This window comes from Micromonospora sp. HK10 (assembly GCF_000982955.1).
Classification (GTDB): Bacteria; Actinomycetota; Actinomycetes; order Mycobacteriales; family Micromonosporaceae; genus Micromonospora.
On the sequence record NZ_KQ058874.1, the window covers coordinates 21,841 to 46,364 of the forward strand.

Consider the following 24,524-nt stretch of genomic DNA (forward strand, 5'->3'; position numbering starts at 1 on the left):
CCGGTCCTCCGCGGGTGGCCGCCGGGGCGGCGTGTCGGTCGTGCCGTCGGTGTCTCGTCCCTCCCCCACGTGCCCATCATGCTGGCTGCGCCGGCCCGCCCGTGGCGCAACCGGCCGCCTCGGCGTGTCGGCGCGAACGGAGGGGCCCCCTGGTAACGCCGGGGAGCCCCGCCATCACGATGCGGACGCGCCGGCTCAGGTGACCGCGGCGAGGAACTCGCTGTAGAACAGGCCGAGCGCGATGGCCACCCCGATGCCCGCGATGATCCAGAACCGGACCACGATGTTGACCTCACTCCACCCGGCCAACTCGAAGTGGTGCTGCAACGGCGACATCCGGAACACCCGTTTGCCGGTGGTCCGGAACGAGATGATCTGGATGACCACCGACATCGTGATGATCACGAAGAGGCCGCCCAGGATGGGCAGCAGCAGGATGGTCCGGGTGGACATCGCCATGCCGGCGATCAGGCCACCCAGGCCGAGCGCACCGGTGTCGCCCATGAAGATCCGGGCGGGCGAGGTGTTCCACCAGAGGAAGCCGACACAGGCCCCGGCCGCGGCCCCGGCGATCAACGCGATCTCCAGCGGGTCCCGCACGGTGTAGCAGTACTCCCCGGCCGGGTAGTTCGGGTCCGCGCACCAGTGCCGGTACTGCCAGAACGCGATCAGCGCGTACGCCGCGAGCACCATCACCGAGGCGCCGGTGGCCAGGCCGTCCAGTCCGTCGGTGAGGTTGACGCCGTTGGTGGCCGCCATCACCACCATGATGATCACGATCACCGAGCCGATCTTGCCGATCTCCAGGAACGGGATGTCCCGGATGAAGCTCAGCGTCGTGCTGCCGACGGTCTCGGTGTTGGTGGCCGCGCCGCTGGCGTCGGTCATGCTGCTCGGGAAGTAGAGCGCCACCACGCCGAAGATCGCGCCGACCAGGATCTGGCCGGCGAGCTTGCCGCGCTTGTTCAGGCCGCCGCTGTGCCGCTTACGGACCTTCAGGAAGTCGTCGATGAAGCCGACCGCGCCGGAGAACACCATCAGCCCCAGCAGCACCAGCGCCGTGATGGTCGGCTCGACCTGGGCGATCTGCGCGTCCGGCAGGGTGGTCAGCGCCAGGTGGCCGGCGACGTACGCGATCACCGTGGCCAGGATGAAGACCACGCCGCCCATCGTCGGCGTGCCCTTCTTGCCCTCGTTGCTGGCGAGCCCGAGGTTCGATCGGATCGGCTGGCCGGCCTTCAGCCGGGCGAACACCTTGATCGCGATCGGGGTGCCGAGCAGGGAGACGAGGAACGCGACGCCGATGGCGACGATGACCGCCCTCATGCAGCGCCGCCCTCGGTCCCGGCCGCCGGGCTCCCCGCGCGCTGAGGGCTGTTCTTCCCGGCCTCCTCACGCAGCGCGTCGACCACCTCCCAGGTGCGGTACCGGGAGCCCTTCACCAGGACCACGTCACCCGGACGCAGGTCGCCCCGCAGCACCTCGACGGCCGCCGCCTGATCGGTGAGCAGCACCGACTCTCCTCCCCAGTTGCCTACCGCTGTGGCGCCCTCGTGGATCGGCGCCGCCGGCTCGCCCACCACGAGCAGCCGGTCGACCCCCAGCTCGGCCGCGAGCCGGCCCACCTGCTGGTGCCCCTCCGCCTCGAAGTCGCCCAACTCGGCCATGTAGCCGAGGACCGCGACGGTACGCCCCCGCCCCCGCATGCTCGCCAGCGCCCGCAGCGCGGCGCTCATCGAGGCCGGGTTGGCGTTGTACGAGTCGTCGATCACGGTGACCCCGTCGGCGCGCTCGAAGACGTCCATCCGTCGGGTCGAGACCAGGCCCAGCTCACCCAGCGCGCCGGCCAGCTCGGCCAGGGGCATGCCCAGTTCCCGGGCGACCGCCGCGGCGGCGAGCGAGTTGGAGACCTGGTGCCGCCCGGTCAGCCCGAGCCGCACCGGCGCGCTCCCCTCCGGCGTGACCAGGGTGTACGACGGGCGACCCCGCTCGTCCAGGGTCACCTCGGTGGCGCGCACCTGGGCCCGCTCCGACTCGCCGTACCGGACCACCCGGGCCTCGGTGCGCGCGGCCATCGCGTCGACCAGCGGGTCGTCGGCGTTCAGCACGGCCAGCCCGTCGGCGGGCAGCGCCTCGACCAGCTCCCCCTTGGCCAGCGCGATGGTCTCCCGCGAGCCGAACTCGCCGAGGTGCGCCACACCGACGTTGAGCACCACCGAGATCCGCGGCGGCACCACGTCGCACAGGTAGCGCACGTGCCCCACCCCGCGGGCGCCCTTCTCCATGACCAGGTACCGGGTCTCCGGGCCGGCCTGCAACGCCGTGTACGGGTGACCCAGCTCGTTGTTGAACGAGCCGGGCGGCGCCACGGTGGAGCCGAGCCGCGTGGTGAGCTGGGCGATCAGGTCCTTGGTGGTGGTCTTGCCGGAGGAGCCGGTCAGCCCGATCACGGTGAGCCCGGGCAGCCGGTCGACCACCGCGCGGGCCAGCCGCCCCATCGCGGCGAGCGCGTCGGCGACCAGCACCATCGGCACGCCGGGCACCTCGCGGGTGCCGAGCACCGCCACGGCTCCCGCGGTGACGGCGGCGGCGGCGTAGTCGTGCCCGTCCACCTGCTCGCCGGGGAAGGCCACGAAGAGCCCACCCGGGGTGACCTTGCGCGAGTCGAACTCCACGGTGCCGGTGACCCGGGCCGCCGGGTCGGCGGCGACCAGCCGGCCGTCGACGGCGGCGGCCACCTCGGCCAGGCTCAGCGGGATCACCGCTGCCCCACCCGGTCACCGAAGCGGGCCCGCAGCGCCTCCGCCAGCTCCACCCGGTCGTCGAACGGCAGCACCTCGCCGTTGACCTCCTGCCCGCGTTCCTGCCCCTTGCCCAGCACCGCCACCACGTCCCCCGGCTCGGCCAACCGGACCGCCTCCTCGATCGCGGCCCGCCGGCCGGGCACCTCGATGATCCGCGCGCTCGCGTTCGCGGCGTACGCCCCGGCCAGCACCTCGGCCCGGATCGCGGCCGGGTCCTCGGTGCGCGGGTTGTCGTCGGTCACCAGCACCACGTCCGCCCCGCTGACCGCGGCGGCGCCCATCACCGGCCGCTTGCCCCGGTCCCGGTCGCCCCCGGCGCCGAGCACGCAGACCAGCCGGCCGGCGCTCAGCCCGCGCAGCGCGACCAGGACCGCCTCGATCGCGTTGGCCTTGTGCGCGTAGTCGACCACGCCGCGTACCGGGGCGTCCCCGCTGACCAGTTCCAGCCGGCCGGGCACCCCGCCGCAGGCGGCCACCCCGGCCGCCGCGGTGGCCGGGTCGACGCCGGTGGCCACCAGCACGGCGATCGCCAGCAGCGCGTTGGCCACGTTGTGCCGGCCGGGCAGCGCCACGCCGGTGGGCAGGGCCAGCCCGCCCGGGCCGTGCACGGTGAAGCGCTGGGCGTAGCCCTCGCCCTCGATCCCGTCGGCCCACCAGGTGGCGGCCGGGTCGCCGGCCGCCGAGTAGGTGACGGTGGCCGGTTTCCGCAGCGGCCGCAGCGCCGGGTCGTCGTAGTTGAGCACCTCGACCGCGCAGCGCCCGTCGAAGAGCTTCGCCTTGGCCGCGAAGTACTCCGCCTCGTCGGCGTGGAAGTCCAGGTGATCGGAGCCGAAGTTGGTGTAGCCGCCGACGTCGAACCGCACCCCGCCGACCCGGCCCATGGCCAGGGCGTGGCTGGACACCTCCATGACCACGGTGTCGACCCCCCGCTCGCGGGCCACGGCCAGCATCGCGTGCAGGTCGGTCGCCTCCGGGGTGGTCCGCACGCTGTCGATCACCAGCTCGCCGAGCCGGGTCTCCACGGTGCCGATCAGCCCGGTGGTGCGCCCGGCGGCGCGCAGCCCGGACTCGATCAGGTAGCTGGTGGAGGTCTTGCCGGCGGTGCCGGTGACCCCGATCATGGTCAGCCCGGCGGTGGGGTCGCCGTAGACGCCGGCCGCGACGTCGCCGAGCACCGCCCGCGGATCGTCCACCACCAGCACCGGCAGGCCCGCCGCGGCGGCCCGCTCGGCGCCGGCCGGGTCGGTCAGCACGGCCACCGCGCCGGCCTCGGCCACGCCGGCGGCGAACTCCGCGCCGTGCCGGCGGGCACCGGGCAGGGCCGCGTACAGGTCGCCGGGGCGGACCTCCTGGCTGGCGTGGGTCACCCCGGTGACCTCGACCGCCGCCGGGTCGCCCGCGAGGCCGCTCCGCGCGCTCGCCGGCAACCGGACGGCGAGGTCACCGAGCCGGACGGGATTCACGGTACGGGGGCGTGGATTGCCGGACACGGCGTCAGACCCTACCCGGTCGTCCGGTTCCGGGCGCACAGCCCGCCCCGGTGGTTCGTCCCCACTCACCGATGATGTCCCGCCGTGCCCGCTCAGCGCGGAAAGACCTCGAACTTGGGCGACCGGTCGGTCGCGGACGGCGGCACCCGGTAGTGGCGCAGGGTGAAGCCCATGATGTCGCGGAAGGTCGGCGAGGCCAGCGCGCCGCCCTCGCCGCCCGGGCTCCAGACGAAGACCGCCACCACGTACCGGGGCTTCTCCGCCGGGGCCATCCCGATGAACGAGGCCACGTCGCCGGGCTGGCGCTTTCCGTTGTCGTACCGCAGGCCGGTGCCGGTCTTGCCGGCCACCCGGTAGCCGGGGACGGCGGCGGCCAGGCCGGTGGCCCGCCCGTCGGGGCCGTCGACCGTGGTGACCGCCTCCAGCATGGTGCGCAGCGCGGCGGCGTTGGCCGGGCTGAGCACCGAGCGGGTGACCGGCTTCGCCGGGGTCGTCTTCTTCCCGTCCGGGCTGATCACGTTCCGGATCAGGTGCGGCTGCACGTACGTGCCGTTGTTGGCGATCGCGTTGTACGCGGCGGCCATCTGCAGCGGGGTGGCGTCCACGCTGTGCCCGATCGGCACCGACCCGTACGACGACCCGCTCCACTGGTCGGCGGGGAGCAGCCGGCCGGGGGCCTCCCCCGGCATGCCCTCCCCGGTGGCCTGCCCGAGCCCGAACCGCTTCTGGTAGTCGATCAGCCGCTCCTTGCCCAGCTTCTCGGCGATCTTGATGGTGCCGATGTTGGACGAGAAGGCCAGCATGCCGGGAATGCTCATCGTCCGCCCGTTCGCCGGGTGGGTGTCGCTGAACGGGACGCCACCGAGGGTGAGGGTGTTGGCGACCGGGAACGCGGTGTCCGGGGTGATCACGCCCTCCTGCAGGGCGGCACCGTAGGTGATCGCCTTGTGGATCGAGCCCGGGTCGACGACGAAGCTGGTGGCCGCGTCCTCCCGGTCCCGCGGCGAGGCGACCTTCTGCGGGGCGGCGGCGTTGTAGCCGGGGTAGCTGGCCTGGGCCAGCACCTCGCCGGTCGGCACGTCGATGATCACCGCGGCGCCGACGCTGTCCCGGGTCTGGGCCATCCGGGTGGACAGCATGCGCTGCGCCTGGAACTGCAGGTCCCGGTCGACGGTCAACTCCAGCGAGCCGCCCGGCTTGGCCGGGGTAGTCTCGCTGTAGCCGCCGGGGATCGGCGCGGCCAGGTCGCCCTGCCCGATCTCGTAGCGCTTCTTGCCGGCCTTGCCCTCCAGCAGGTCGTCGTACTTGGCCTCCAGGCCCTCCAGGCCGACCAGGTCCTGACTCACGAAGCCGATCAGGTTGGCGGCCAGGTCGCCGCCGGGCACCTCGCGCCGCTCGTCCCGGTGCACGTTGATGCCGGGGAGCTCCAGCGCCATGATCTGCTTGGCCTTGTCGATGTCGACGCCGCGGGCCAGGTACTCGAACTGGGACGGGACGCCGGTGGGCAGCTTGCGGGGCTTCATCCGGTCGGCCAGCTCGCTGGCGGGCACGCCGAGCAGCGGGGAGAGCAGCTTCGCGGTGGTGCGGCGGTCCTTCACCCGGGTCGGGTCGGCGAAGACGTACCGGGCCTCGACGCTGTGCGCCAGCGGGGCGCCGGTGCGGTCGTAGATGGCCCCGCGCGGGGCGGGCAGCTCGACCACGGCCAGCCGGCTGTCCAGCCCGCCGTCGGCGTACGCCGGGGTGTTGACGGTCTGCAGGACGACCAGCCGGATGCCGATGCTGGTGAAGAGCGCCAGCACGAGCAGGGTGCCCAGCCGCAGCCGGCGGCGCGGGTCGGCGAGCTTCGGCGGGCGCGGTGGCTTGCGGGACGGTCGCCGGGCGGCGGCCGGGCGCGCCGGGCGGCGCGGGCCGGGCCGGCGGCGCGGCGGCGGCGCGACGTCGTCGTCGAAGGGCTCCCGGGCGGGCCGGGCGGAGACGGTCCGCACCACGCCGGCCCGGCCGCCCGCGGCGGTCTCCCGGCGGCCGGCGCGGGCGGCCCCGGCCCGGCCGCCGTCGAGCACCTGCAGCGCCGGCCGGAACGGGTCCCCGGAGCGGGTGCTGCGCGGGGTACGGCGCTGTTCGGCGCCGCTGCCGGTGCGGGCGGTCGCGCCGCCCTCGCGGATGGTCCGGCCCCGCGGGGTGTACGCCCGGGCGTCGGAGATGCCGCCGACGCCCGGTTCCCGCGGCTCGCCACCCCGCGACGATCCGCGCCGGGAGCCTGTGGCGTCCCGGCGCGGATCCTCCGATCTCGGCGGCATCGTTCAGCCTCCGTTGCCCTGCTGGCTGGTGATGGCCGGCGCACCCTCCGCCGGGTGCGGGATGCCGATCGTCTTGCCGTCCGGCAGCCGGATGTACGCCGGGTCGTCCGACTCCACCAGGCCCAGCTTGCGGGCGTTGGCGGTCAGGTTGCCGGGTGCCTTCTGGTCGGCGATCTCCTTCTCCAGCTGCTGCTGGTCGACGTCGAGCTTGGCCTGCTGCTGCTGGAGCTTCTCCAGCTTGAAGGCGTTCTCGTTGATCTTGGTGTTGACCGCCAGGATGCCGAGCACCCCGCCGACCACGAGCACCAGGATCAGCCCGACGAACGGCGCCCGGGGCACCCGGACCGGCGGCGGCGGGGCGACCCGCAGCCGGGGCGCCGAGGCACCGGCGGGGCGGGTCCGCTCGGCCGGCCGCAGGGCGGCGCTGCCCTGGGTGGGGAACTCGCGCGCCCCCCGGGCGCGAGCCTCCCCCCGGCGGTCGAGCCGGTCGGCCCCCGTCGTCGTACGTGTGGTGCGCTGCGCCGTGGTCCGGCCCCCCGACCGCGGTGCGCGCTGCCCGACGGCGTCCCGGCCGTCGCGCTGGTCAACGTTCATGTCCCCTCCCCCTCTTCGTCCGTCCCGTCCCTCGGGGCCGCCCCCGGGTCCCGTTCGGACCCCGGTGACCCCGTCCCCGGTTGGTGCATCGCCTTGACCCGGCGGCGGTACCGTTCGCGGTCGGTACGCCCCTGCCGGGCCGCCTCCGGGTCGAGCCGTTCCGCGGCCCGCAGCCGCACCGAGGCGGCTCGCGGGTTCGCCGCGACCTCGGCCTCCCCGGGCAGCTCCGCGCCCCGGCTGAGCAGCCGGAACGTCGGACCCGACCCGGGCAGTTCGACCGGGAGGTCGACCGGGCCCTTACTGCGGACCCGGTCGGCGAGCGCCTGCTTGGTGAGCCGGTCCTCCAGCGAGTGGTAGGACAGGACCACCATGCGACCGCCCACGGTGAGCTTGTCCAGAGCGGCCGGCAGCGCCGTCTCCAGCGCTGCCAGTTCTCTGTTTACCTCGATCCGTAAAGCCTGAAACGTTCTCTTTGCCGGGTGTCCCCCGGTTCGTCGGGCTGGTGCCGGAATGCTCTCCCGGACCAGCTCGGCCAGTCGCGCCGACGACGTGATCGGCGCCCGCTCGCGCTCGCGGATGATCGCCGAGGCGATCCGCCCGGCGAACTTCTCCTCGCCGTACACCCGCAGCACCCGGGCCAGGTCCGGGTGGGCATAGGTGTTGACCACCTCCTCGGCGGTCACCCCCCGGGTCTGGTCCATCCGCATGTCCAGCGGCGCGTCCTGCGCGTACGCGAACCCGCGGTCGGGCGCGTCCAGTTGCAGCGACGACACGCCGAGGTCGAACAGCACCCCGTCGACCGTCGGGTAGCCGAGCCGGTCCAGCACCTCGGGCAACTCGTCGTAGACGGCGTGCTCGAGGTGGATCCGGTCGGCGAACCGGGCCAGCCGGACCCGCGCGTGGGCCAGGGCCTCGGTGTCCCGGTCCAGGCCCACCAGGACCGTCTGCGGATGCGCGGCGAGCACCGCCTCGGCGTGCCCGGCCAGGCCGAGCGTGGCGTCGACATGGACGGTGCGGCCGTTCCGACCCAGCGCGGGGGCCAGCAACTCGAGACACCGCTCGAGCAGCACCGGCACGTGCGTGCCGCGTAGCTCCCCCATCTCGACCCCCACTGGTTGAAACCCGCTTCCGTCCATCTCGCGTCCGTACTCGTCACGGCGCCTCGTCATACCGCCAGATCCCCATCCGCTCCCGCCCGCCGGAGGCCGCGGCCCTCCGTTACGGATCGTGCGCCTGGCACCGGGGAAGGGGTGCCAGGAACTCGAAAGCGGCTGGAGATCTCGCAGTACGTCGGGCGCCGTCACGCCCTACAGACCGCCGGGCAGCACCCCCTCCTCGATGTCGGCGAAGTCGTCTTCGCTGTCGGTGAGGTAGGCCTCCCAGGCCGCCTTGTCCCAGATCTCCACCCGGGTGCTCGCCCCGATCACGACCAGCTCCCGGTCGAGCGCGGCGTAGGACCGCAGGTGCGCGGGAATGGTCACCCGGCCCTGCTTGTCCGGCACCTCGTCGTGCGCGCCGGCGAAGAAGACCCGGCTGTAGGCGCGGGCCGCCTTGCTCGTCATCGGCTGCGCGCGCAACTGCTCGGCGATCCGCTGGAACTCGGGCATCGGGAAGACGTAGAGGCAGCGCTCCTGCCCTTTGGTGATCACGACACCCCCCGCCAGCTCGTCCCGGAACTTGGCCGGCAGGATCAACCGGCCTTTGTCGTCCAGGCGCGGAGTGTGGGTGCCGAGGAACATCGGCCCAACCCCCTCGCCCTGAGCGGCGTTCGCGGCGCCGCTGACCCCCCGGGCCGGTGTGGCCCTCCCGGCCTCACCATCGCGCCCCACTCTACTCCACTTCCCTCCACCCGCAACCAGAAACGCCCGCGTGGCGCGCCGTTTCCGCGCGCAAAAGAGCACGTCAGAAGGGGTGGAGCGGAGTGGAGGGCCGCGGCGGCGCGGCGCGCCGGTCCGCTACCCGACATTGATCGACTCCATCCGGCGGACCGCCCGCTGGCCGTCCGCCGAGCCGCCCCGGCCGAACGGTTCGCCGTCGGCGGCGGTCTGGTGGGCCCCGAGGTCCGGTAACCTCGCTCGGGTGACGGACGCGAAGATGCCCCTGCGGGCAAAGGTGGCCAGCTCCGTGTCGCGGACCGCCGCGGCGCTGTCGCGGGCCGCGGGCCGTGGCGACGGCTCGGTGATCGGCGGATGGATCGGCCTCAAGATCGACCCGGACCTGCTCGCCCACCTCTCGTCGGGCCGGGCCATCGCCCTGGTGTCCGGCACCAACGGCAAGACCACCACCACCCGGCTCACCACCGCCGCCGTCGGCGTGCTCGGCCGGGTCGCCACCAACTCCTTCGGCGCGAACATGCCCACCGGCCACACCTCCGCCCTGGCCAAGGCCGGCAGCACCCCGTACGCGGTGCTGGAGGTCGACGAGCACTACCTCGCCCAGGTCCTCGAGGCCACCGAGCCGCACGTGGTGGCGCTGCTCAACCTCTCCCGCGACCAGCTCGACCGGGCCAAGGAGGTCGCCATGATGGCGCAGCTCTGGCGCGCCGCGCTGGTCCGGCACCCGGACGTGCGGGTGGTCGCCAACGCCGACGACCCCATGGTGGTCTGGGCGGCCAGCCCGCCGGCCGACCCGGCGCACGGCCACGTCCCGCCGCACGTCACCTGGTTCAGCGCCGGCCAGCGCTGGCACGACGACTCGTGGGTCTGCCCCGAGTGCGGCTCCACCATCGAACGCTCCGGCGAGCAGTGGCGGTGCACCGGCTGCCCGCTACACCGCCCCGAGCCGCAGTGGACCGTCGAGGACGACGGCGTGCTCGACCCCACCGGCGCCTGGCACAAGGTGCAGCTCCAGCTCCCCGGCAAGGTCAACCTCGGCAACGCGGCCACCGCGCTCGCCGTGGCCGCCGAGTTCGGCGTACGCCCGGTGGACGCGGTCTCCCGGCTCGGCGTGGTCACCTCGGTCGCCGGCCGTTACGCGCAGGTCGACCGGGACGGGCGCAACATCCGGCTGCTGCTGGCCAAGAACCCGGCGAGTTGGTTGGAGGCGTTCGACATGGCCGACGAGGCGCCCACCCTGCTCTCCATCAACGCCCGCGACCCCGACGGGTTGGACACCTCCTGGCTCTTCGACGTCGACTTCTCGCCGCTGCGCGGCCGGCAGGTGCTGATCACCGGCGACCGGGCCTACGACCTGGCCGTCCGGCTGGACGTCAACGCCGTCCCGTTCCAGCACGTGCGCAGCTTCGACGAGGCGGTCCGCGCGGTGCCGCCGGGCCGGCTGGAGGTCATCGCCAACTACACCGCCTTCCAGGACATCCGAGCGGAGCTGGACCGTGTCAACTGAGAGCCTGCGCATCGTCTGGATCTACCCCGACCTGCTCTCCACCTACGGCGACCGCGGCAACGCGCTGATCTTGGCCCGCCGGGCCCAGCTGCGCGGCATGCCGGTCGAGGTGCTGGAGGTCCGCTCCGACCAGCGGCTGCCGGCCACCGCCGACATCTACCTGCTCGGCGGCGGCGAGGACGGCCCGCAGGCGCTCGGCGCCCAGCGGCTGATTGCCGACGGCGGCCTGCACCGGGCGGTGGCCCAGGGCTCGGTGGTCTTCGGCGTCTGCGCCGGCTACCAGCTCCTCGGCACCTCCTTCTTCGCCAAGGGCACCCGGTACGCGGGGTTGGAGCTGCTGGACATCTCCTCCGACCGGGGCCCCACCCGCGCCGTCGGCGAACTGGCCGGCGAGGTCGACCCCCGGCTGGGCATCCCGCACCTGACCGGCTTCGAGAACCACGGCGGGCGGACCCGGCTCGGCGCCGGCGTGTCGCCGCTGGCCCGGGTGACCGCCGGGGTGGGCAACGACGGGGTCACCGAGGGCGCCTGGCGGGGCAAGCTGCTCGGCACCTACTCGCACGGCCCGGCGCTGGCCCGCAACCCGGCCCTGGCCGACCTGCTGCTGCGCTGGGCGACCGGCATCCACCAGCTCCCCGCGCTCGACGACACCTGGGCCGACCGGCTCCGCTCGGAGCGCCGCACCGCGGTGGCCGCGGCCGCGAGGGCATGACCCGCGCCGCCCGACTGCGGCGGCGACCACCGGGCCTGCGCCGATGCGTCCGGCTGCTCCGGCAGCCGTCCGCGCGCCGGTTCGCGCTGCTGCTCCTGCTGCTCGCCGGGTTCGGCGTCGCGCTGCTGCTGGCTCCCCGCCCGGACCCGGGCGAGCTGCCCCGGCTGGCCGACTCGCTCGGCGGGTACGCGCCGGTGGCCGCCGTGGTGGGCGGCGCGCTGCTGCTCGTGGCGCTGGTCCCGCGTACCTTCGTCACCCTCGCGGCCGGGGCGATCTTCGGTCCGGTGCAGGGCGCCGCGTACGCTCTCGGTGCCGCGCTGCTCGCGGCGGCCCTCGGCTTCGCGGTCGGCCGCCTGCTGGGCCGCCAGTTCGTCGCCGAACGGGTCCGCGGCCGGCTGGCCCGCCTCGACGGCTGGTTCGCCCGGCAGAGCGTGTTCGGCGTGATGACCGTCCGGCTGCTGCCCATCGCCGGGTTCGGCCTGGTCAGCTACGGCTACGGCACCACCGGGGCGCGGGTGCTGCCGTTCCTGGCCGGCAGCGTGATCGCCGCCGCCCCCACTGCTATCGGTTACGCGGCGATCGGCGCGGCGGTCAGCTCCCCCGACTCGATCAACTGGTACGCCGCCGCGCCGGCCAGCCTCGGCCTGATCGCCAGCGCGATCATCATTCACCGCTGGTGGCGGGCCGAACGCCAGCGGCGGGCCGGGACGAGCTGAGGCGACCGGCGCCGGGCAGCGGCCGGCCGGCGGCGTCCCGGCCGGCGCGCCACCCACGCGGGACCGGCCCGGGCCACCAGGCACCGGACCGGTCGCGCGTTCGGAGCGGGTGCTACTTCTTCGCCGGCGAGGCGTAGCCGACGACGCTCGACTCCCAGTTGCGGTGCAGGAGGTGCGTCACCGCGTTCGACTGGTTACCACCGACCACGTAGTAGTCGCCGTCGGTGGTGGTGTCGTAGTAGGAGGTCACGATCGCCACGTGGTCCATGGACCCGTTGCCGTCCCAGTCGAAGACCGCCGCGTCCCCCTTGCGGGGGATGTAACCGCTGCCGCGGCCGTGCCAGGTGCCGTTGTTGATGCCGTAGGTGCGGAAGCTGGCGGCGGCGGCGTTGAGCCCGGTGTACTTCGCGCCGCCCCAGTAGAAGGCGAACTTCGCGAAGTCGGCGCACCACGCCCGGGGGCGCCACTGCACGTCGTCCCAGGTCTTCGACCCGTTCCGGTACATGTAGCCCGGGCTCACCGGCCCGCAGGGCTTGTACTGGCTGGCCAGACCGTCGTACCGGTCGTTGATCGGGTCGGCCCAGAAGCCGGTGTAGAAGTTGCAGTCCGCGCCGCTGCGCTCCTCCCGCCGGTAGACCACGTCGGAGTTGGTGGAGGTGAACTGCTCCCAGGCGATGTTCCCGACGTCGATGCCGAGCTGGGTGTCGGCAGCCTGCGCGACGCCGGGGACGGCGACGAGGCCGGCGGCGACGACGACCAGGGCCGTCAGCGCCGTACGGATGGTCTTCATAGGGGTTCGAATCTCCAGTCCGCGGTTCACAACCAGGAACCGCAACGTCGGTTGGTGTTGGCGTTACTCGTGCAGACCTTGAGGTAGACGCCGGAGCTGAACGGGCCGTACCACTCGTCCTCGGCCCAGTCGCCGACACCGCCGGTCGCCTCGTCGAGCTTGATGCCGCTGGACGAGGTGCTCGGCGTGCGGATCCACACCTCGGCACGGCGGCCGTCCTTGACGGTGTCCTCCAGGAAGTAGCTGAGTCCCGTGGTGTACGCCTCGGGACAGATCTGATACTGCAGGCGCGCGCCGGAGATGCTGTCCGTGCCGCCGCGGCAGGCCGCCGCCGAGGCCGCCGTCGGCGACAGGACCACCGCGGCGGATCCGACGAGTCCGGTGGCGACGGCGATCCGCAGGCCGCGGTGCCAGGTACTGCTCACACTGGTCCTCCCGTGGGAATGTGGCGACCCTCTGCCGCCCCCGTGCAACCACCGTCCCGGCAACCGGTGGAACCGGCGTGGAAGACGGGTGCAGACCGGGTTCCCCGGCGATCGGCCCGGATCGATAAGCTGGGTGGCCGGAGCGACGCTCAGGGGCACGGAGGGCTCTCGGATGGCGCAGTTGCGGATCGCCGTACTCGGTCCGCTCGAGGTCGAACGCGACGGCGCCGCCCTGCCGCTCGGTCCTCGGCAGGCGGAACTCCTCTCGGTGCTGGTCCTCACGCTGGGCCGACCCGTGCTGGCCAGCCGCCTGGTCGACCTGCTCTGGGGCGCCCGGGCCGGCGACGGCGCCGCGGCGACCCTGCGCAGCCACGTCTCGCACCTGCGCCGCACCCTGGCCGGCGGTCGGTGCGCGGACGACCGGGACCCGGTCGTGGCCACCGTCGGTGCCGGCGCCGGCCTGGCGTACCGGCTGGACCTCCCGCCCGACGGGCTCGACGCCCACCACTTCGAGCGGGAGATCACGCAGGGGCGGCGGCTGCTCGACGACGGTGATCCGGCGGGCTTCGCGCGCGCCGCGGAGCTGTTCGCCGCCGCGCTGGCCCGCTGGCGGGGCCCGGCCTTCGCCAACGTCGCCGACCGGCCGTACGCCCTGTCCGAAGTGGCCCGGCTGGAGGCGCTCTGCCGCACCGCCCGGCGGGGCTCCGCCGAGGCGCTGATCGCGCTGGGGCGGCACGGCGCGGCGATCGGCGACCTGACCGGCGCGGTCGCCCAGTTCCCGTACGACGAGAGCCTGCGCCGCCTGCTCGCCCTGGCCCTCTACGCCGAGCAGCGGGTGGACGAGGCCGCCGAGGTGTGCCGCCAGGGCACCGCCCTGCTGCGGGAACGGGGCATGGACGCGCCCCAGTTGCAGCGGCTGCACGCCGCGATCCTGCGTCGCGAGGAACTGCCCGGCGCGGTGCGCGCGCCGGCAGCCGGCCCGGTGCCGGCGGCGCCGGTGAACCTGCTGCCGCCGGACCCGCCGCACTTCGTCGGCCGGGCCGCCGAGCTGGACGACGCCCGGCGGCACTGCGTGGCCCCGGACCGGCGCCGGATCCTGCTGGTCAGTGGACCGGCCGGGGTCGGCAAGACCAGCTTCGCCGTCCGGCTGGCGCACCTGCTGGCCCGCGACCTGCCGGACGGCTGCCTGTACGTCAACCTCCGGGGCTTCGACCCCGGTGGCGCGGCGCTGTCGGGCGACGAGGCGGTGCGCCTCTTCCTGGACGCGTTGCACGTGTCACCCGGCCGGATCCCCGCCAGCGAAGAGGGCCGGGCCGGTCGCTTCCGCTCCCTGGTGTCGACGCGACGGATGCTGATCGTGCTGGACAACGCCCGGGACGCCGAGCAGGTGCGCCCGTTGCTGCCCGACGCGTCGGGTTGCGCGGTGGTGGTGACCAGCCGCTCGCAGCTACCCGGCCTGGTGGCCGCCGAAGGCGCGCATCCGGTCACGCTCGGCCTGCTCACCATGACTGAGGCCCGCGAACTGCTGCGGACGCGACTGCGCGACGGCCGGGTGGCGGCCGAGCCCGGCCCGGCCGACGACATCATCGAGCGGTGCGCCCGGCTGCCCCTGGCGCTGGCCGTCGTCGCGGCCCGTGCGGCCGCCCACCCCGGCTTCTGCCTCACCGCGCTCGCCCGGGAACTCGTGGCGTCGCAGGGCAGCCTCGACGGCTTCGCGGCCGGGGATCCCGTCACCGACCTCCGCTCCGTCTTCTCCTGGTCCTACCACGCCCTCGGCGAGCCCGCGGCCCGGATGTTCCGCCTGCTCGGGCTGCACCCCGGCCCGGACCTGTCGGTGCCGGCCGCGGCCAGCCTCGTCGCCCGGCCCGAACGGCAGGCGCGAGCCGCCCTGGCCGAGCTGGCCCGCGCGCAACTGGTGACGGAACGGGAGCCCGGCCGGTACACCTGCCACGACCTGCTGCGCGCGTACGCGACCGAGCTGGTGGAGTCGGAGCCCGCGGAGATCCGCCAGGCCAGCCGGCTGCGGATCGTGGACCACTACCTGCACAGCGCCCGCGCCGCCGACGAGCAGCTGTCCCCGCTGCGCGAGCCGACCGCGCCGTCGCCGCCGCCGTCGGGGGTGACGCCTGAAGAACCCGCGGACAACGCGGCGGCGCTGGCCTGGTTCGCCGAGGAACACGAGGTCCTCGTCCGGGCGGTCGGCATGGCCGGGCGGCACGGCCTGCACCGACACGTCTGGCAACTGGCGTCCTCGCTCACCACGTTCCTGAGCCGCCGCGGCTACTGGGAGGATCTGATCGTCGTCCAGAACCACGCGCTGGCCGCGGCCGAGCGGGCCGGCGACCCAGCGGCGTCGGCCCAGGCGCACCGCGACATCGCCGCCGCCTACTCGGAGACGGCCCGGCTGCCGGCAGCCCGGGCCCACCTGAAGTCGGCGCTGCTGCTGCTCGACGGGCAGGCCGACCGGGTCGGCCAGGCGCACACCCTGCTGAGCCTGGGCTGGGTCAGCGAGAAGGAGGGCGACCAGGCGACGGCGCTGGGCCACGACCAGCTCGCGCTGCGACTCTTTCAGGCCGCCGGCGACGAGGCAGGTGAGGCGCGGGCGCTGAACGCGGTCGGCTGGGACCACGCCGTGCTGGGCGACTACCCGGAGACGGTCCGGCACTGCCAGCGGGCGCTGATGCTGCAACGACGCCTCGCCGACGCGGTCGGCGAGGCGAACAGCTGGGACAGCCTGGGCTATGCCCTGCACCACCTCGGTCACCACCGGACGGCGGCCCGCTGCTTCCGGCGGGCCCTGGCGCTCAGCCGCGAGCTGGGGCACCGCTACAACGAGGCCGAGGCGCTGCAGCACCTCGGGGACAACCACGCGGCCCTCGGTGACCCGGTGACCGCTCGCCGCTGCTGGCGGGACGCGCTGGAGATCCTCACCGAGATCGCGCATCCGGCGGCCGAGACCCTCCGCGGCAAACTCGCCCCGGCGCGCTGACGGGGCGCGGGCGCGCTCACCCGAGCGCGCCCGCGCCACTGCTCAGACGACGACCGAGACCATCCGGCCCTTCACCACGATCACCTTCCGGGGCTCCCTGTCGCCCAGCACCCCGGCCACCGCCGCCAGCGCGGCCGACCGGACGTCGTCCTCGGACGCGTCGGCGGCCACCTCCACCCGGCCACGGACCTTGCCGTTGACCTGCACCGGGTAGGTGACGGTCTCGGCGACCAGCAGGGCCGGGTCGGCGGTCGGGAAGTCCGCGTACGCCAGCGAGGCGTCGTGGCCCAGCTTGCGCCACAGCTCCTCGGCGACGTGCGGGGCGAACGGGGCGACCATCAGCACCAGCGGCTCGGCCACCTCGCGCGGCGTCTCCGCCAGCCGGGTCAGCGCGTTGGTCAGCTCGATCAGCTTGGCGATCGCGGTGTTGAACCGGATCGCCTCCATGTCGGCGCGGACCCCGTCGATGACCTTGTGCAGCAGCCGTCGGGTCGCCTCGTCGGCCGGGGCGTCGGTGACCCGCAGCTGGCCGGTCTGCTCGTCGACGACCGCGCGCCAGACCCGCTGCAGGAACCGGTACGAGCCGACGACCGCCCGGGTTTCCCAGGGGCGGGAGACCTCCAGCGGGCCCATCGACATCTCGTACACCCGGAAGGTGTCCGCCCCGTACGCCGCGCACATCTCGTCCGGGGTGACCACGTTCTTCAGCGACTTGCCCATCTTGCCGTACTCGCGCCGAACCTCGGTCTCGCCGTGGAAGTAGCGGCCGTCGACCTCGACGACCTCCTCGGCCGGCACGTACGCGCCGCGCGGGTCGGTGAACGCGTACGCCTGGATGTAGCCCTGGTTGAACAGCCGGCGGAACGGCTCGAACGACGTGACGTGGCCCAGGTCGTACAGCACCTTGTGCCAGAAGCGGGCGTACAGCAGGTGCAGCACGGCGTGCTCGGCGCCGCCGACGTACAGGTCGGTACCACCGGGGTCGCCGGCGGAACGCGGCCCCATCCAGTACGCCTCGTTCTCCGGCTCGGCGAAGCGCTGCGCGTCGGTCGGGTCCAGGTAACGCAGCTCGTACCAGCAGGAGCCGGCCCACTGCGGCATCACGTTGGTCTCCCGGGTGTAGCGCTTCGGGCCGTCACCCAGGTCCAGCTCCACCTCCACCCAGTCGCGCCGCCGGGACAGCGGGGTCTCCGGGTCGGACTCGGCGTCGTCCGGGTCGAACGTCTTCGGCGAGAAATCCTCCACCTCGGGCAGCTCGACCGGCAGCATCGACTCGGGCAGCGCGATCGGCGCCCCGGTCTCGTCGTACACGATCGGGAACGGCTCGCCCCAGTAGCGCTGCCGGGAGAACAGCCAGTCCCGCAGCCGCCAGGTGACCGCGCCGGCACCGTGCCCGTTGGCCTCCAGCCACTCGATGATCCGCGCCTTGGCGTCGGCCACCCCCAGGCCGTTCAGGTCCAGGCCGCGGTCGGGCGCGGCGCTGTTGATCGCCGGGCCGTCCCCGGTGTACGCCTTGCCGTCGAAGCCCGCCGGCGGCTGCACGGTCCGCACGATCGGCAGGTCGAAGACCTCGGCGAAGTCCCAGTCCCGCTCGTCCTGGGCGGGCACCGCCATGATCGCGCCGGTGCCGTAGCCGGCCAGCACGTAGTCGGCGATGAAGACCGGGACCGGTCCGCCGGTGGCCGGGTTGGTGGCGTAGACGCCGACGAAGACGCCGGTCTTCTCCTTGCTCTCCGCCTGCCGCTCCACGTCCGTCTTGGCCGCGGCGGCCTTCCGGTACGCGTCGACGGCAGCCCGTGGGCTGGCGTGCCCGCCGGTCCAGGCGTCCTTCGTCCCGGCCGGCCAGGCGGCCGGCACCAGCACGTCGACCAGCTCGTGCTCGGGGGCCAGCACCAGGTAGGTGGCGCCGAAGACGGTGTCCGGCCGGGTCGTGAACACCCGCACCGGACCGGCCACGGTCGGGAAGTCGATGTGCGCCCCGGTCGAGCGGCCGATCCAGTTGCGCTGCTGCAGCTTGATCGGCTCCGGCCAGTCCAGGGCGTCCAGGTCCTCCAGCAGCCGGTCCCCGTACGCGGTGATCCGCATCATCCACTGCTTCAGGTTTCGCTTGAAGACCGGGAAGTTGCCCCGCTCGGAGCGACCGTCGGCGGTGACCTCCTCGTTGGCCACCACCGTGCCCAGCCCCGGGCACCAGTTCACCGGCGCCTCGGACACGTACGCCAGCCGGTGGTCGTCGACGATCTTCCGCCGCTCACCCACGGTCAGCTCGGCCCACGGCCGGCCGTCCGGGGTGGGCCGGGTGCCCCCCTCGAACTCGGCGATCAGCTCGGCGACCGGACGGGCCTTCTTCGCCTGGGGGTCGTACCAGGAGTTGAAGATCTGCAGGAAGATCCACTGGGTCCAGCGGTAGAAGGCGGTGTCGATGGTGGCCACCGAGCGCCGCTCGTCGTGGGCCAGGCCCAGCCGGCGCAGCTGCGCCTTGAACCGCTCGATGTTCGCCTCGGTGGTGGTCCGCGGGTGGGTGCCGGTCTGCACCGCGTACTGCTCGGCGGGCAGGCCGAACGCGTCGAAGCCCATCGCGTGCAGCACGTTGCGCCCGGCCATCCGCTGGTAGCGGGCGTAGCAGTCGGTGCCGATGTAGCCCAGCGGGTGCCCGACGTGCAGGCCGGCGCCCGACGGGTAGGGGAACATGTCCAGCACGTACAGCTTCTCGGCGCCCGCCCGCGGGTGGTCCGGGTCGGCCAGCGGGCCGGTCGGGTTCGGCGCGTGGAAGGTGCCCGCCCGCGCCCAGCTGTCCTGCCAGCGGTGCTCGATCTCCTCGGCCAGGGCCGCGGTGTACCGGAACGGGGGAATGTCGGTCGCCGGTGCGGCTGCCTCACTCATGGCGTGTCTCCTCGGCGCGGGTCAGGTCGGAAATGGGAGGTCTGCTGCGGGCACAAAAAAGCCCCTCGCGCAGGAGGGGCGGCCGTGCTGTCGCGCGCTCAGCGCATCAGCACGGCTCGGTAAGAAGCAGGAAGACTCCGGCCATGACCGGCAGTGTACCCCGCCTACCCGTGGGCCATCCCGCCCGCACCATCGGTCGGGACATTCCCCCGGTCCGGCGAATATTCCGGGCGTAACCGACCGACCGCCTGCGGGGGTCGGCGACAACGAGAAACATGGTTAGCCTGAGAGGCCAGTGAGATTTGAGATTCTTGCGGCAGACGAGGCTCGGCGTCGCGAACCCAACGGCGGGTCCAGGTGCTCTATAAAGAGCTGCCGTCCAGGCGACGAGGAGGAGGCCCGTGACACAACAGACCTGGGACGAGGTGGGCGGTCTGCTGCCGCACGACGAGTTCCGCGCCGCCAGCGAGGCCATCGTGGCCAACATCGAGCAGGTCATCGAGGGCAAGACGGCCACCGTCCGGCTCGCCCTGGCGGTGCTGCTCGCCGAGGGTCACCTGCTCATCGAGGACGTGCCGGGCGTCGGCAAGACCAAGCTCGCCAAGGCCCTGGCGCGCTCCATCGACTGCTCGGTGCGCCGCATCCAGTTCACCCCCGACCTGCTGCCCAGCGACGTCACCGGGGTCAGCGTCTACAACCAGGAGACGCACGACTTCGAGTTCCGGCCGGGCGCGGTCTTCGCCAACCTGGTCGTCGGCGACGAGATCAACCGGGCCTCGCCGAAGACCCAGTCGGCGCTGCTGGAGTGCATGGAGGAGCGGCAGGTCACCGTCGACGGGGTGACCTACCAGCTGCAGACCCCGTTCATGGTGATCGCGACGCAGAACCCGATCGAGATGGAGGGCACCTACCCGCTGCCGGAGGCGCAGCGCGACCGGTTCACCGCCCGCATCGCGATGGGCTACCCGGACGCGGGCGCCGAGCTGGCCATGCTCGACGGGCACGGCGCCGCCGACCCGCTGAACGGGCTGCGCCCGGTCTCCGACGCGGCCACCGTGCGCCGGCTGATCGGCCACGTCCGGCAGGTGCACGTCGCCGACGCGGTCAAGCAGTACGCCGTCGACCTGGTCACCGCCACCCGCGAGGCCAACGACCTGCGCCTCGGCGCGTCCCCACGGGCCACCCTCCAGCTGCTGCGCACCGCCCGCGCGGTGGCCGCCCTGGAAGGGCGGGACTACGTCCTCCCGGACGACCTGCAGGCCCTCGCGGTGCCGGTGCTGGCGCACCGGATCATCCCGACCGCCGACGCGCAGCTGGCCCGCCGCACCACCGACGCGATCGTCGCCGAGCTGGTGCACCGGCTGCCGCTGCCACACGACCGCAAGCGCTCGCCGTACGACACCCGGCCCGCCCCGAACAACGGCCGCGGGCCGTACGAGCCGCGGAGGCCGTGACGTGCGCGACGGGCTGCGCGGGCTGACCACCCGCGGCCGCTCCTTCCTGGCGGCCGCGGTCGCCGCCGCCATCTCCGCCGCCATCCTCGGCGAGAAGGACCTGCTCCGGGTGGCCATCCTGCTCGCCATCCTGCCCCTGCTCGCCGCGGCCTACGTCGGCCGCAGCCGCTACAAGCTGGCCTGCAGCCGCTCGCTGGAGCCGCACCGGGTGCCGGTCGGGGCCAGCTCCCGGGTGGTGCTGCGGCTGCAGAACCTGTCCCGGCTGCCCACCGGCACGCTGCTGCTGGAGGACCGGCTCCCCTACGCCCTGGGCAGCCGGCCCCGGGTGGTGCTGGAGCGGCTCGGCGCGCACCAGGCCAGCTCGGTGGCGTACACGGTCCGCGCCGACGTGCGCGGCCGGTACGAGGTGGGGCCGCTGGTGATTCGGCTGACCGACCCGTTCGGGCTCTGCGAGCTCAGCCGGGCCTTCCCCAGCACCGACCACCTGACGGTGATCCCGCAGGTCACCCCGCTGCCCCCGGTGCGCCTGCCCGGCGAGTACGCCGGCAGCGGCGACAGCCGGGCCCGCTCGGTGGCGGTGCACGGCGAGGACGACGCCGCCACCCGGGAGTACCGGATGGGCGACGACCTGCGCCGCGTGCACTGGAAGTCGACGGCGCGCACCGGCGAGCTGATGGTGCGCCGGGAGGAGCAGCCCTGGGAGAGCCGCGCCACCGTGGTGCTGGACACCCGGGCCTTCGGCCACCGGGGGGACGGCCCGACGGCCAGCTTCGAATGGGCGGTCTCCGCCGCCGCCAGCATCGCCGTGCACCTGCGCCAGGCCGGCTACAAGCTGCGCCTGGTCACCGGCGACGGCGCGGACGTGGACGCCACCGAGGCGGGCGGCGACGGGCTGCTCCTCGACCACCTCGCCGAGGTACGGCTGGACAAACGCGGCGAGATCACCTCACTGGTGCAGCAGGTCCGGCAGCGGGCCGACGGCGGGCTGATCATCGCGCTGTTCGGCACGCTCAGCACCGCCGAGGCGGAGCTGCTGGCCGGGCTGCGCGGCAACGGCGCCACCTGCGTCGGCTTCCTGCTGGACAGCACCACCTGGCTCAACCTGCCGGACAAGGCGCGGGCGGAGGCGGCGCACGCGCACGGCACCGCGGCGCTCACCCTGCTGCAGAACGGGTGGCGGGTGATCGGGGTGGCGCACGGCGGCCGGCTGCCGGTGCTCTGGCCGCAGGCGGCCCGCGGCTCACAGGGCTTCGCGCTGCGCGCGGCGCTGGCCGAGACGGTGGCCGGAGGCGTGCGATGACCGGAAGGGTGGTCCCGTGACCCCGACCCGCAACCTCGGCTTCGTCGCGGCGGCGGCGACCCTGCTGGCCGCGGCACCGCTGTCGGCCATCTTCGAACGCTGGACCTGGCTGATCCAGGCGGCCATCGCGGTCGTCGTGGTGGCCGGGGCCGCCGCGCTGAGCCGGCTGGCCCGCTTCCCGCTGTGGGGGCAGGTCCTCGCCATGCTCACCGGCCTTCTGCTCGGGCTGACCTGGATCTTCCCGGGCGGCACCGAGCTGCTGGCGTTCGTGCCCACGCCGGGGACGTTCGCCCACTTCCGTGACCTGATGGGCGCCTCGCTGCAGGACATGCGGACGTACGGCGTGAAGGTCCCGGACGTCGACTCGCTGCTCTTCCTCACCGTGCTGGGCATCGGCGGCGTCGCGGTGGTGGTGGACGTGCTGGCCGTCGGGCTGCGCCGGCCGGCGCTGGCCGGGCTGCCGATGCTGGCCATCTACTCGGTGCCGGTGGCGGTCTACGTCGACAGCGTGCCGGCCACCCCGTTCGTGGTGGGCGCCTGCGGCTACCTGTGGCTGCTGGTCACCGACAACGTGGACCGGGTGCGCCGGTTCGGCCGCCGGTTCACCGGCGAGGGCCGCGACGTCGACGTCTGGGAGGCGTCGCCGCTGGCCGCGGCGGGCCGCCGGCTGGCCGTGGTCGGGGTGGCGCTCGCGGTCGCCCTGCCGCTGGCCGTGCCCGGGATGACCGGTGGGCTGATGGAGGCCGTCGGCAACGGCACGGGCGACGGCAACGGGCGGCCCGGCCAGGGCGGCAGCCCGGGCCGGATCGACCTGTTCGCCGCGCTCAGCGGCCAGCTCAACCAGTCCGAGGTGGCCGAGATGGTCAAGGTCAGCACCAACGAGCCCACCCCGTTCTACCTGCGCTTCGGCGTGGCCGATGAGCTGCGCCCGGACGGTTTCCGGGTGCGGGTGCCGACCGGCCGGTCGGTGAACCGCGGCCTGCCCGACCCGACCGAACGCACCGGCCGGGCCGTGGACCAGCGCCGTTACCGGGCCACCGTCGAGGTGAAGAACCTCAACATGCCGCTGCTGCCGGTGTACGCCGAGCCGGTGAAGACGGAGGACCTGAACAACAGCTGGCTCTACGACCCGAACCTGCAGATCCTCTTCTCCAACCGGGAGAACTCCCGCGGCAAGCGCTACGCGTTCGACTACGTCCGCTCGACGTACAGCCCGGCGCTGCTGCGCGGGACGCCGTCGCTGCCGGCCGACGACCCGGTGCTGCGCCAGCAGACCGTCACGCCGGCGGTCCGGGCCGTCGACCGGCTGGTCGCCCAGCTGGTCAAGGGCAAGCAGAACGACTACGACAAGGTCCGGGCGATCTACGACTACTTCTCGGTGGAGAACGGCTTCACCTACTCGCTCTCCACCCGGGGCGGCACCAGCGGCGACGACATCACCGACTTCCTCGCCACCAAGGCCGGGTTCTGCCAGCAGTACGCCGCCGCGATGGCCTGGCTGGTCCGGGCCGCCGGCATCCCGGCCCGGGTGGCGTTCGGCTTCACCAACGGCAGCAACTCCGACGGCGGCACGTACGTGCTGACCAACCGGAACCTGCACGCCTGGACCGAGGTCTACTTCGGTGGGGTCGGCTGGGTGCCGTTCGACGCCACTCCGGCGGCGAGCGTCGCGGGGGCGGTCCGGTCCGCCTGGGCGCCGGACACCGACGCGCCCGAGGAGAGCACCCCGCTGCCGGGCAGCACCGCCGCGCCGAGCGGGGCCGACCCGTCTGCCGGCGCCAACGACCCGGACCGGCTGGACAAGGACGCCGACCAGGGTTTGAGTGTCGGCGGCGGCGACGCGGCCCAGCAGAACCCGGTCTGGCCGTGGTGGCTGGCCGGGGTGCTGGTCCTGCTGGTACTGCTCGCCCTGCCGGCGCTGCGGCGCTCCGCGTTGCGCCGGCGCCGCCGGGTCCGGGCGGTCGCACCGGCGGCCAGCGCGGTGGCGACCGTGCCCGGTCCGCGGGGTGCGGTCCGGGACCTCACCGTCGGGGTGGACCCCGAGCGGGCCCGGGCGGACGCCCACGCGGCCTGGGACGAGTTGCTGGACACGCTGGTGGACTACCACGTCCGGGTGGACCGGACGGAGACCCCGCGGGCCACGGCCGAGCGGCTGGTCCGGGAGACCCTGGTCGAGGATGCCGGGGCGGTCACCGGCATCCGGCTGCTCGGGCGGGCCGAGGAGCGCGCCCGGTACGCCCGCGACCCGCTGACCGGGGAGCCGCTGCATCCGGCCCTGGGTTCGGTACGCGGCGCGCTCGCGGCCCGGGCCGACCGGCGTACCCGGATCATGGCGGCCCTGCTGCCACCGTCGGTGCTGCTGCGCTGGCGCACCGCGGTCACCGACCGGTCGATGGGGCTGGTGGCCACGTCGGGGCGGGTGCGCGACCGGCTGTTGCGCTGGAACCCGCGCCGCCTGCTGGCGGGCCGGGTGGCCCGCTGACGTCGGGTCCGCCGGCGCTCCCCGCCGGCGGACCGGCCGCCCCTCGCCGGCGGCCCCCGATCAGCACCGGCCGCCCTCGGTCAGGATCGGCCGCTCAGGACCGGCCGCCCTCGGTCAGGACCGGCGGCCCTCGGTCAGCACCGGCCGCCCTCGGTCAGCACCGGCCGCTCCCGGTCACGCTGCCTGCGCAGCTACTGGTGAAGCCCACCGCCTGAGATCGGCGGCGGGCTGTTCGGGGCGCGTGGC

17 protein-coding genes are annotated in these 24,524 nt (G+C 74.0%); 7 read left to right on the plus strand and 10 right to left on the minus strand.

The window, feature by feature from the left end; translation table 11 throughout:
- Positions 1-195: 195 nt before the first annotated feature.
- From mraY to mraZ, 7 genes are all read right to left on the minus strand, one after another.
- Entirely contained in the window at positions 196-1,326 is a 1,131-nt protein-coding gene (gene mraY / locus LQ51_RS25055) for a phospho-N-acetylmuramoyl-pentapeptide-transferase (RefSeq protein WP_046569770.1), read from the minus strand.
- Positions 1,323-2,762 carry a UDP-N-acetylmuramoyl-tripeptide--D-alanyl-D-alanine ligase gene (murF, locus tag LQ51_RS25060; protein ID WP_046569772.1) on the minus strand — a complete coding sequence of 480 codons (1,440 nt, stop codon included), beginning with the start codon at positions 2,760-2,762 and terminating at the stop codon, positions 1,323-1,325. The genes mraY and murF overlap by 4 nt, the downstream gene beginning before the upstream one ends.
- On the minus strand, positions 2,759-4,333 hold the full coding sequence (locus tag LQ51_RS25065; RefSeq protein WP_197087903.1) for a UDP-N-acetylmuramoyl-L-alanyl-D-glutamate--2,6-diaminopimelate ligase: 1,575 nt from the start codon (positions 4,331-4,333) through the stop codon (positions 2,759-2,761). The genes murF and LQ51_RS25065 overlap by 4 nt, the downstream gene beginning before the upstream one ends.
- Before the next feature lie 53 nt (positions 4,334-4,386).
- Positions 4,387-6,591, minus strand: coding sequence for a peptidoglycan D,D-transpeptidase FtsI family protein (locus tag LQ51_RS25070; RefSeq protein ID WP_046569776.1), 2,205 nt, complete (start codon positions 6,589-6,591; stop codon positions 4,387-4,389).
- Positions 6,592-6,594: 3 nt separating this feature from the next.
- The gene (locus LQ51_RS25075) at positions 6,595-7,185 is read right to left on the minus strand and encodes a cell division protein FtsL (RefSeq protein WP_046569778.1); all 591 of its coding nucleotides are present in this window, start codon (positions 7,183-7,185) and stop codon (positions 6,595-6,597) included.
- Positions 7,182-8,285, minus strand: a complete 1,104-nt coding sequence (gene rsmH, locus LQ51_RS25080) for a 16S rRNA (cytosine(1402)-N(4))-methyltransferase RsmH (RefSeq protein ID WP_046569828.1) — start codon at positions 8,283-8,285, stop codon at positions 7,182-7,184. The genes LQ51_RS25075 and rsmH overlap by 4 nt, the downstream gene beginning before the upstream one ends.
- Positions 8,286-8,492: 207 nt before the next feature.
- Positions 8,493-8,924, minus strand: coding sequence for a division/cell wall cluster transcriptional repressor MraZ (mraZ, locus tag LQ51_RS25085; RefSeq protein WP_046569779.1), 432 nt, complete (start codon positions 8,922-8,924; stop codon positions 8,493-8,495).
- A 355-nt stretch (positions 8,925-9,279) separates the two neighbouring features.
- On the opposite strand from mraZ, the gene LQ51_RS25090 reads away from it, so the two are divergent.
- From LQ51_RS25090 to LQ51_RS25100, 3 genes are read left to right on the plus strand one after another with little or no spacing between them, the layout of a single operon-like run.
- On the plus strand, positions 9,280-10,527 hold the full coding sequence (locus LQ51_RS25090; RefSeq protein WP_046569830.1) for a MurT ligase domain-containing protein: 1,248 nt from the start codon (positions 9,280-9,282) through the stop codon (positions 10,525-10,527).
- On the plus strand, positions 10,517-11,239 hold the full coding sequence (locus LQ51_RS25095; RefSeq protein WP_046569781.1) for a type 1 glutamine amidotransferase: 723 nt from the start codon (positions 10,517-10,519) through the stop codon (positions 11,237-11,239). Before LQ51_RS25090 ends, LQ51_RS25095 begins: the two co-directional genes overlap by 11 nt.
- Entirely contained in the window at positions 11,236-11,955 is a 720-nt protein-coding gene (locus tag LQ51_RS25100; RefSeq protein ID WP_046569784.1) for a TVP38/TMEM64 family protein, read from the plus strand. The genes LQ51_RS25095 and LQ51_RS25100 overlap by 4 nt, the downstream gene beginning before the upstream one ends.
- Positions 11,956-12,067: 112 nt before the next feature.
- Here LQ51_RS25100 and LQ51_RS25105 read toward each other — a convergent pair whose 3' ends face one another.
- Together LQ51_RS25105 and LQ51_RS25110 are read right to left on the minus strand one after the other, a co-directional pair.
- A complete protein-coding gene (locus tag LQ51_RS25105) occupies positions 12,068-12,745 on the minus strand; it encodes a CHAP domain-containing protein (protein ID WP_046569786.1) in 678 nt (225 codons plus the stop codon).
- Positions 12,746-12,771: 26 nt separating this feature from the next.
- Entirely contained in the window at positions 12,772-13,170 is a 399-nt protein-coding gene (locus tag LQ51_RS25110) for a hypothetical protein (protein WP_046569788.1), read from the minus strand.
- A gap of 172 nt (positions 13,171-13,342) precedes the next feature.
- Here LQ51_RS25110 and LQ51_RS25115 point away from each other — a divergent pair, with 172 nt between their 5' ends.
- A complete protein-coding gene (locus tag LQ51_RS25115) occupies positions 13,343-16,159 on the plus strand; it encodes an AfsR/SARP family transcriptional regulator (RefSeq protein ID WP_046569791.1) in 2,817 nt (938 codons plus the stop codon).
- Positions 16,160-16,201: 42 nt separating this feature from the next.
- On the opposite strand, the gene leuS is transcribed toward LQ51_RS25115, so the two are convergent.
- Positions 16,202-19,042: a leucine--tRNA ligase gene (leuS, locus tag LQ51_RS25120; protein ID WP_046569792.1), complete on the minus strand. Its 2,841-nt coding sequence runs from the start codon at positions 19,040-19,042 to the stop codon at positions 16,202-16,204.
- 401 nt (positions 19,043-19,443) lie between these two features.
- Between leuS and LQ51_RS25125 the strand changes: the two genes are divergently transcribed.
- The 3 genes from LQ51_RS25125 to LQ51_RS25135 are packed head-to-tail and all read left to right on the plus strand — an operon-like array spanning position 19,444 to position 24,278.
- Entirely contained in the window at positions 19,444-20,496 is a 1,053-nt protein-coding gene (locus LQ51_RS25125; protein ID WP_046569796.1) for an AAA family ATPase, read from the plus strand.
- Position 20,497: 1 nt separating this feature from the next.
- On the plus strand, positions 20,498-21,796 hold the full coding sequence (locus LQ51_RS25130; RefSeq protein WP_046569798.1) for a DUF58 domain-containing protein: 1,299 nt from the start codon (positions 20,498-20,500) through the stop codon (positions 21,794-21,796).
- Positions 21,797-21,812: 16 nt separating this feature from the next.
- A complete protein-coding gene (locus LQ51_RS25135; protein ID WP_046569800.1) occupies positions 21,813-24,278 on the plus strand; it encodes a transglutaminase TgpA family protein in 2,466 nt (821 codons plus the stop codon).
- The last annotated feature ends 246 nt before the right edge of the window (positions 24,279-24,524 follow it).

Coding starts and splice junctions, on each gene's coding strand:
- rsmH (WP_046569828.1), bottom strand. CDS start 8,285: ATGGGGGAGCTACGCGGCACGCACGTGCCGGTGCTGCTCGAGCGGTGT.
- LQ51_RS25070 (WP_046569776.1), bottom strand. CDS start 6,591: ATGCCGCCGAGATCGGAGGATCCGCGCCGGGACGCCACAGGCTCCCGG.
- mraZ (WP_046569779.1), bottom strand. CDS start 8,924: ATGTTCCTCGGCACCCACACTCCGCGCCTGGACGACAAAGGCCGGTTG.
- leuS (WP_046569792.1), bottom strand. CDS start 19,042: ATGAGTGAGGCAGCCGCACCGGCGACCGACATTCCCCCGTTCCGGTAC.
- LQ51_RS25075 (WP_046569778.1), bottom strand. CDS start 7,185: ATGAACGTTGACCAGCGCGACGGCCGGGACGCCGTCGGGCAGCGCGCA.
- LQ51_RS25105 (WP_046569786.1), bottom strand. CDS start 12,745: ATGAAGACCATCCGTACGGCGCTGACGGCCCTGGTCGTCGTCGCCGCC.
- mraY (WP_046569770.1), bottom strand. CDS start 1,326: ATGAGGGCGGTCATCGTCGCCATCGGCGTCGCGTTCCTCGTCTCCCTG.
- LQ51_RS25100 (WP_046569784.1), top strand. CDS start 11,236: ATGACCCGCGCCGCCCGACTGCGGCGGCGACCACCGGGCCTGCGCCGA.
- LQ51_RS25090 (WP_046569830.1), top strand. CDS start 9,280: ATGCCCCTGCGGGCAAAGGTGGCCAGCTCCGTGTCGCGGACCGCCGCG.
- LQ51_RS25115 (WP_046569791.1), top strand. CDS start 13,343: ATGGCGCAGTTGCGGATCGCCGTACTCGGTCCGCTCGAGGTCGAACGC.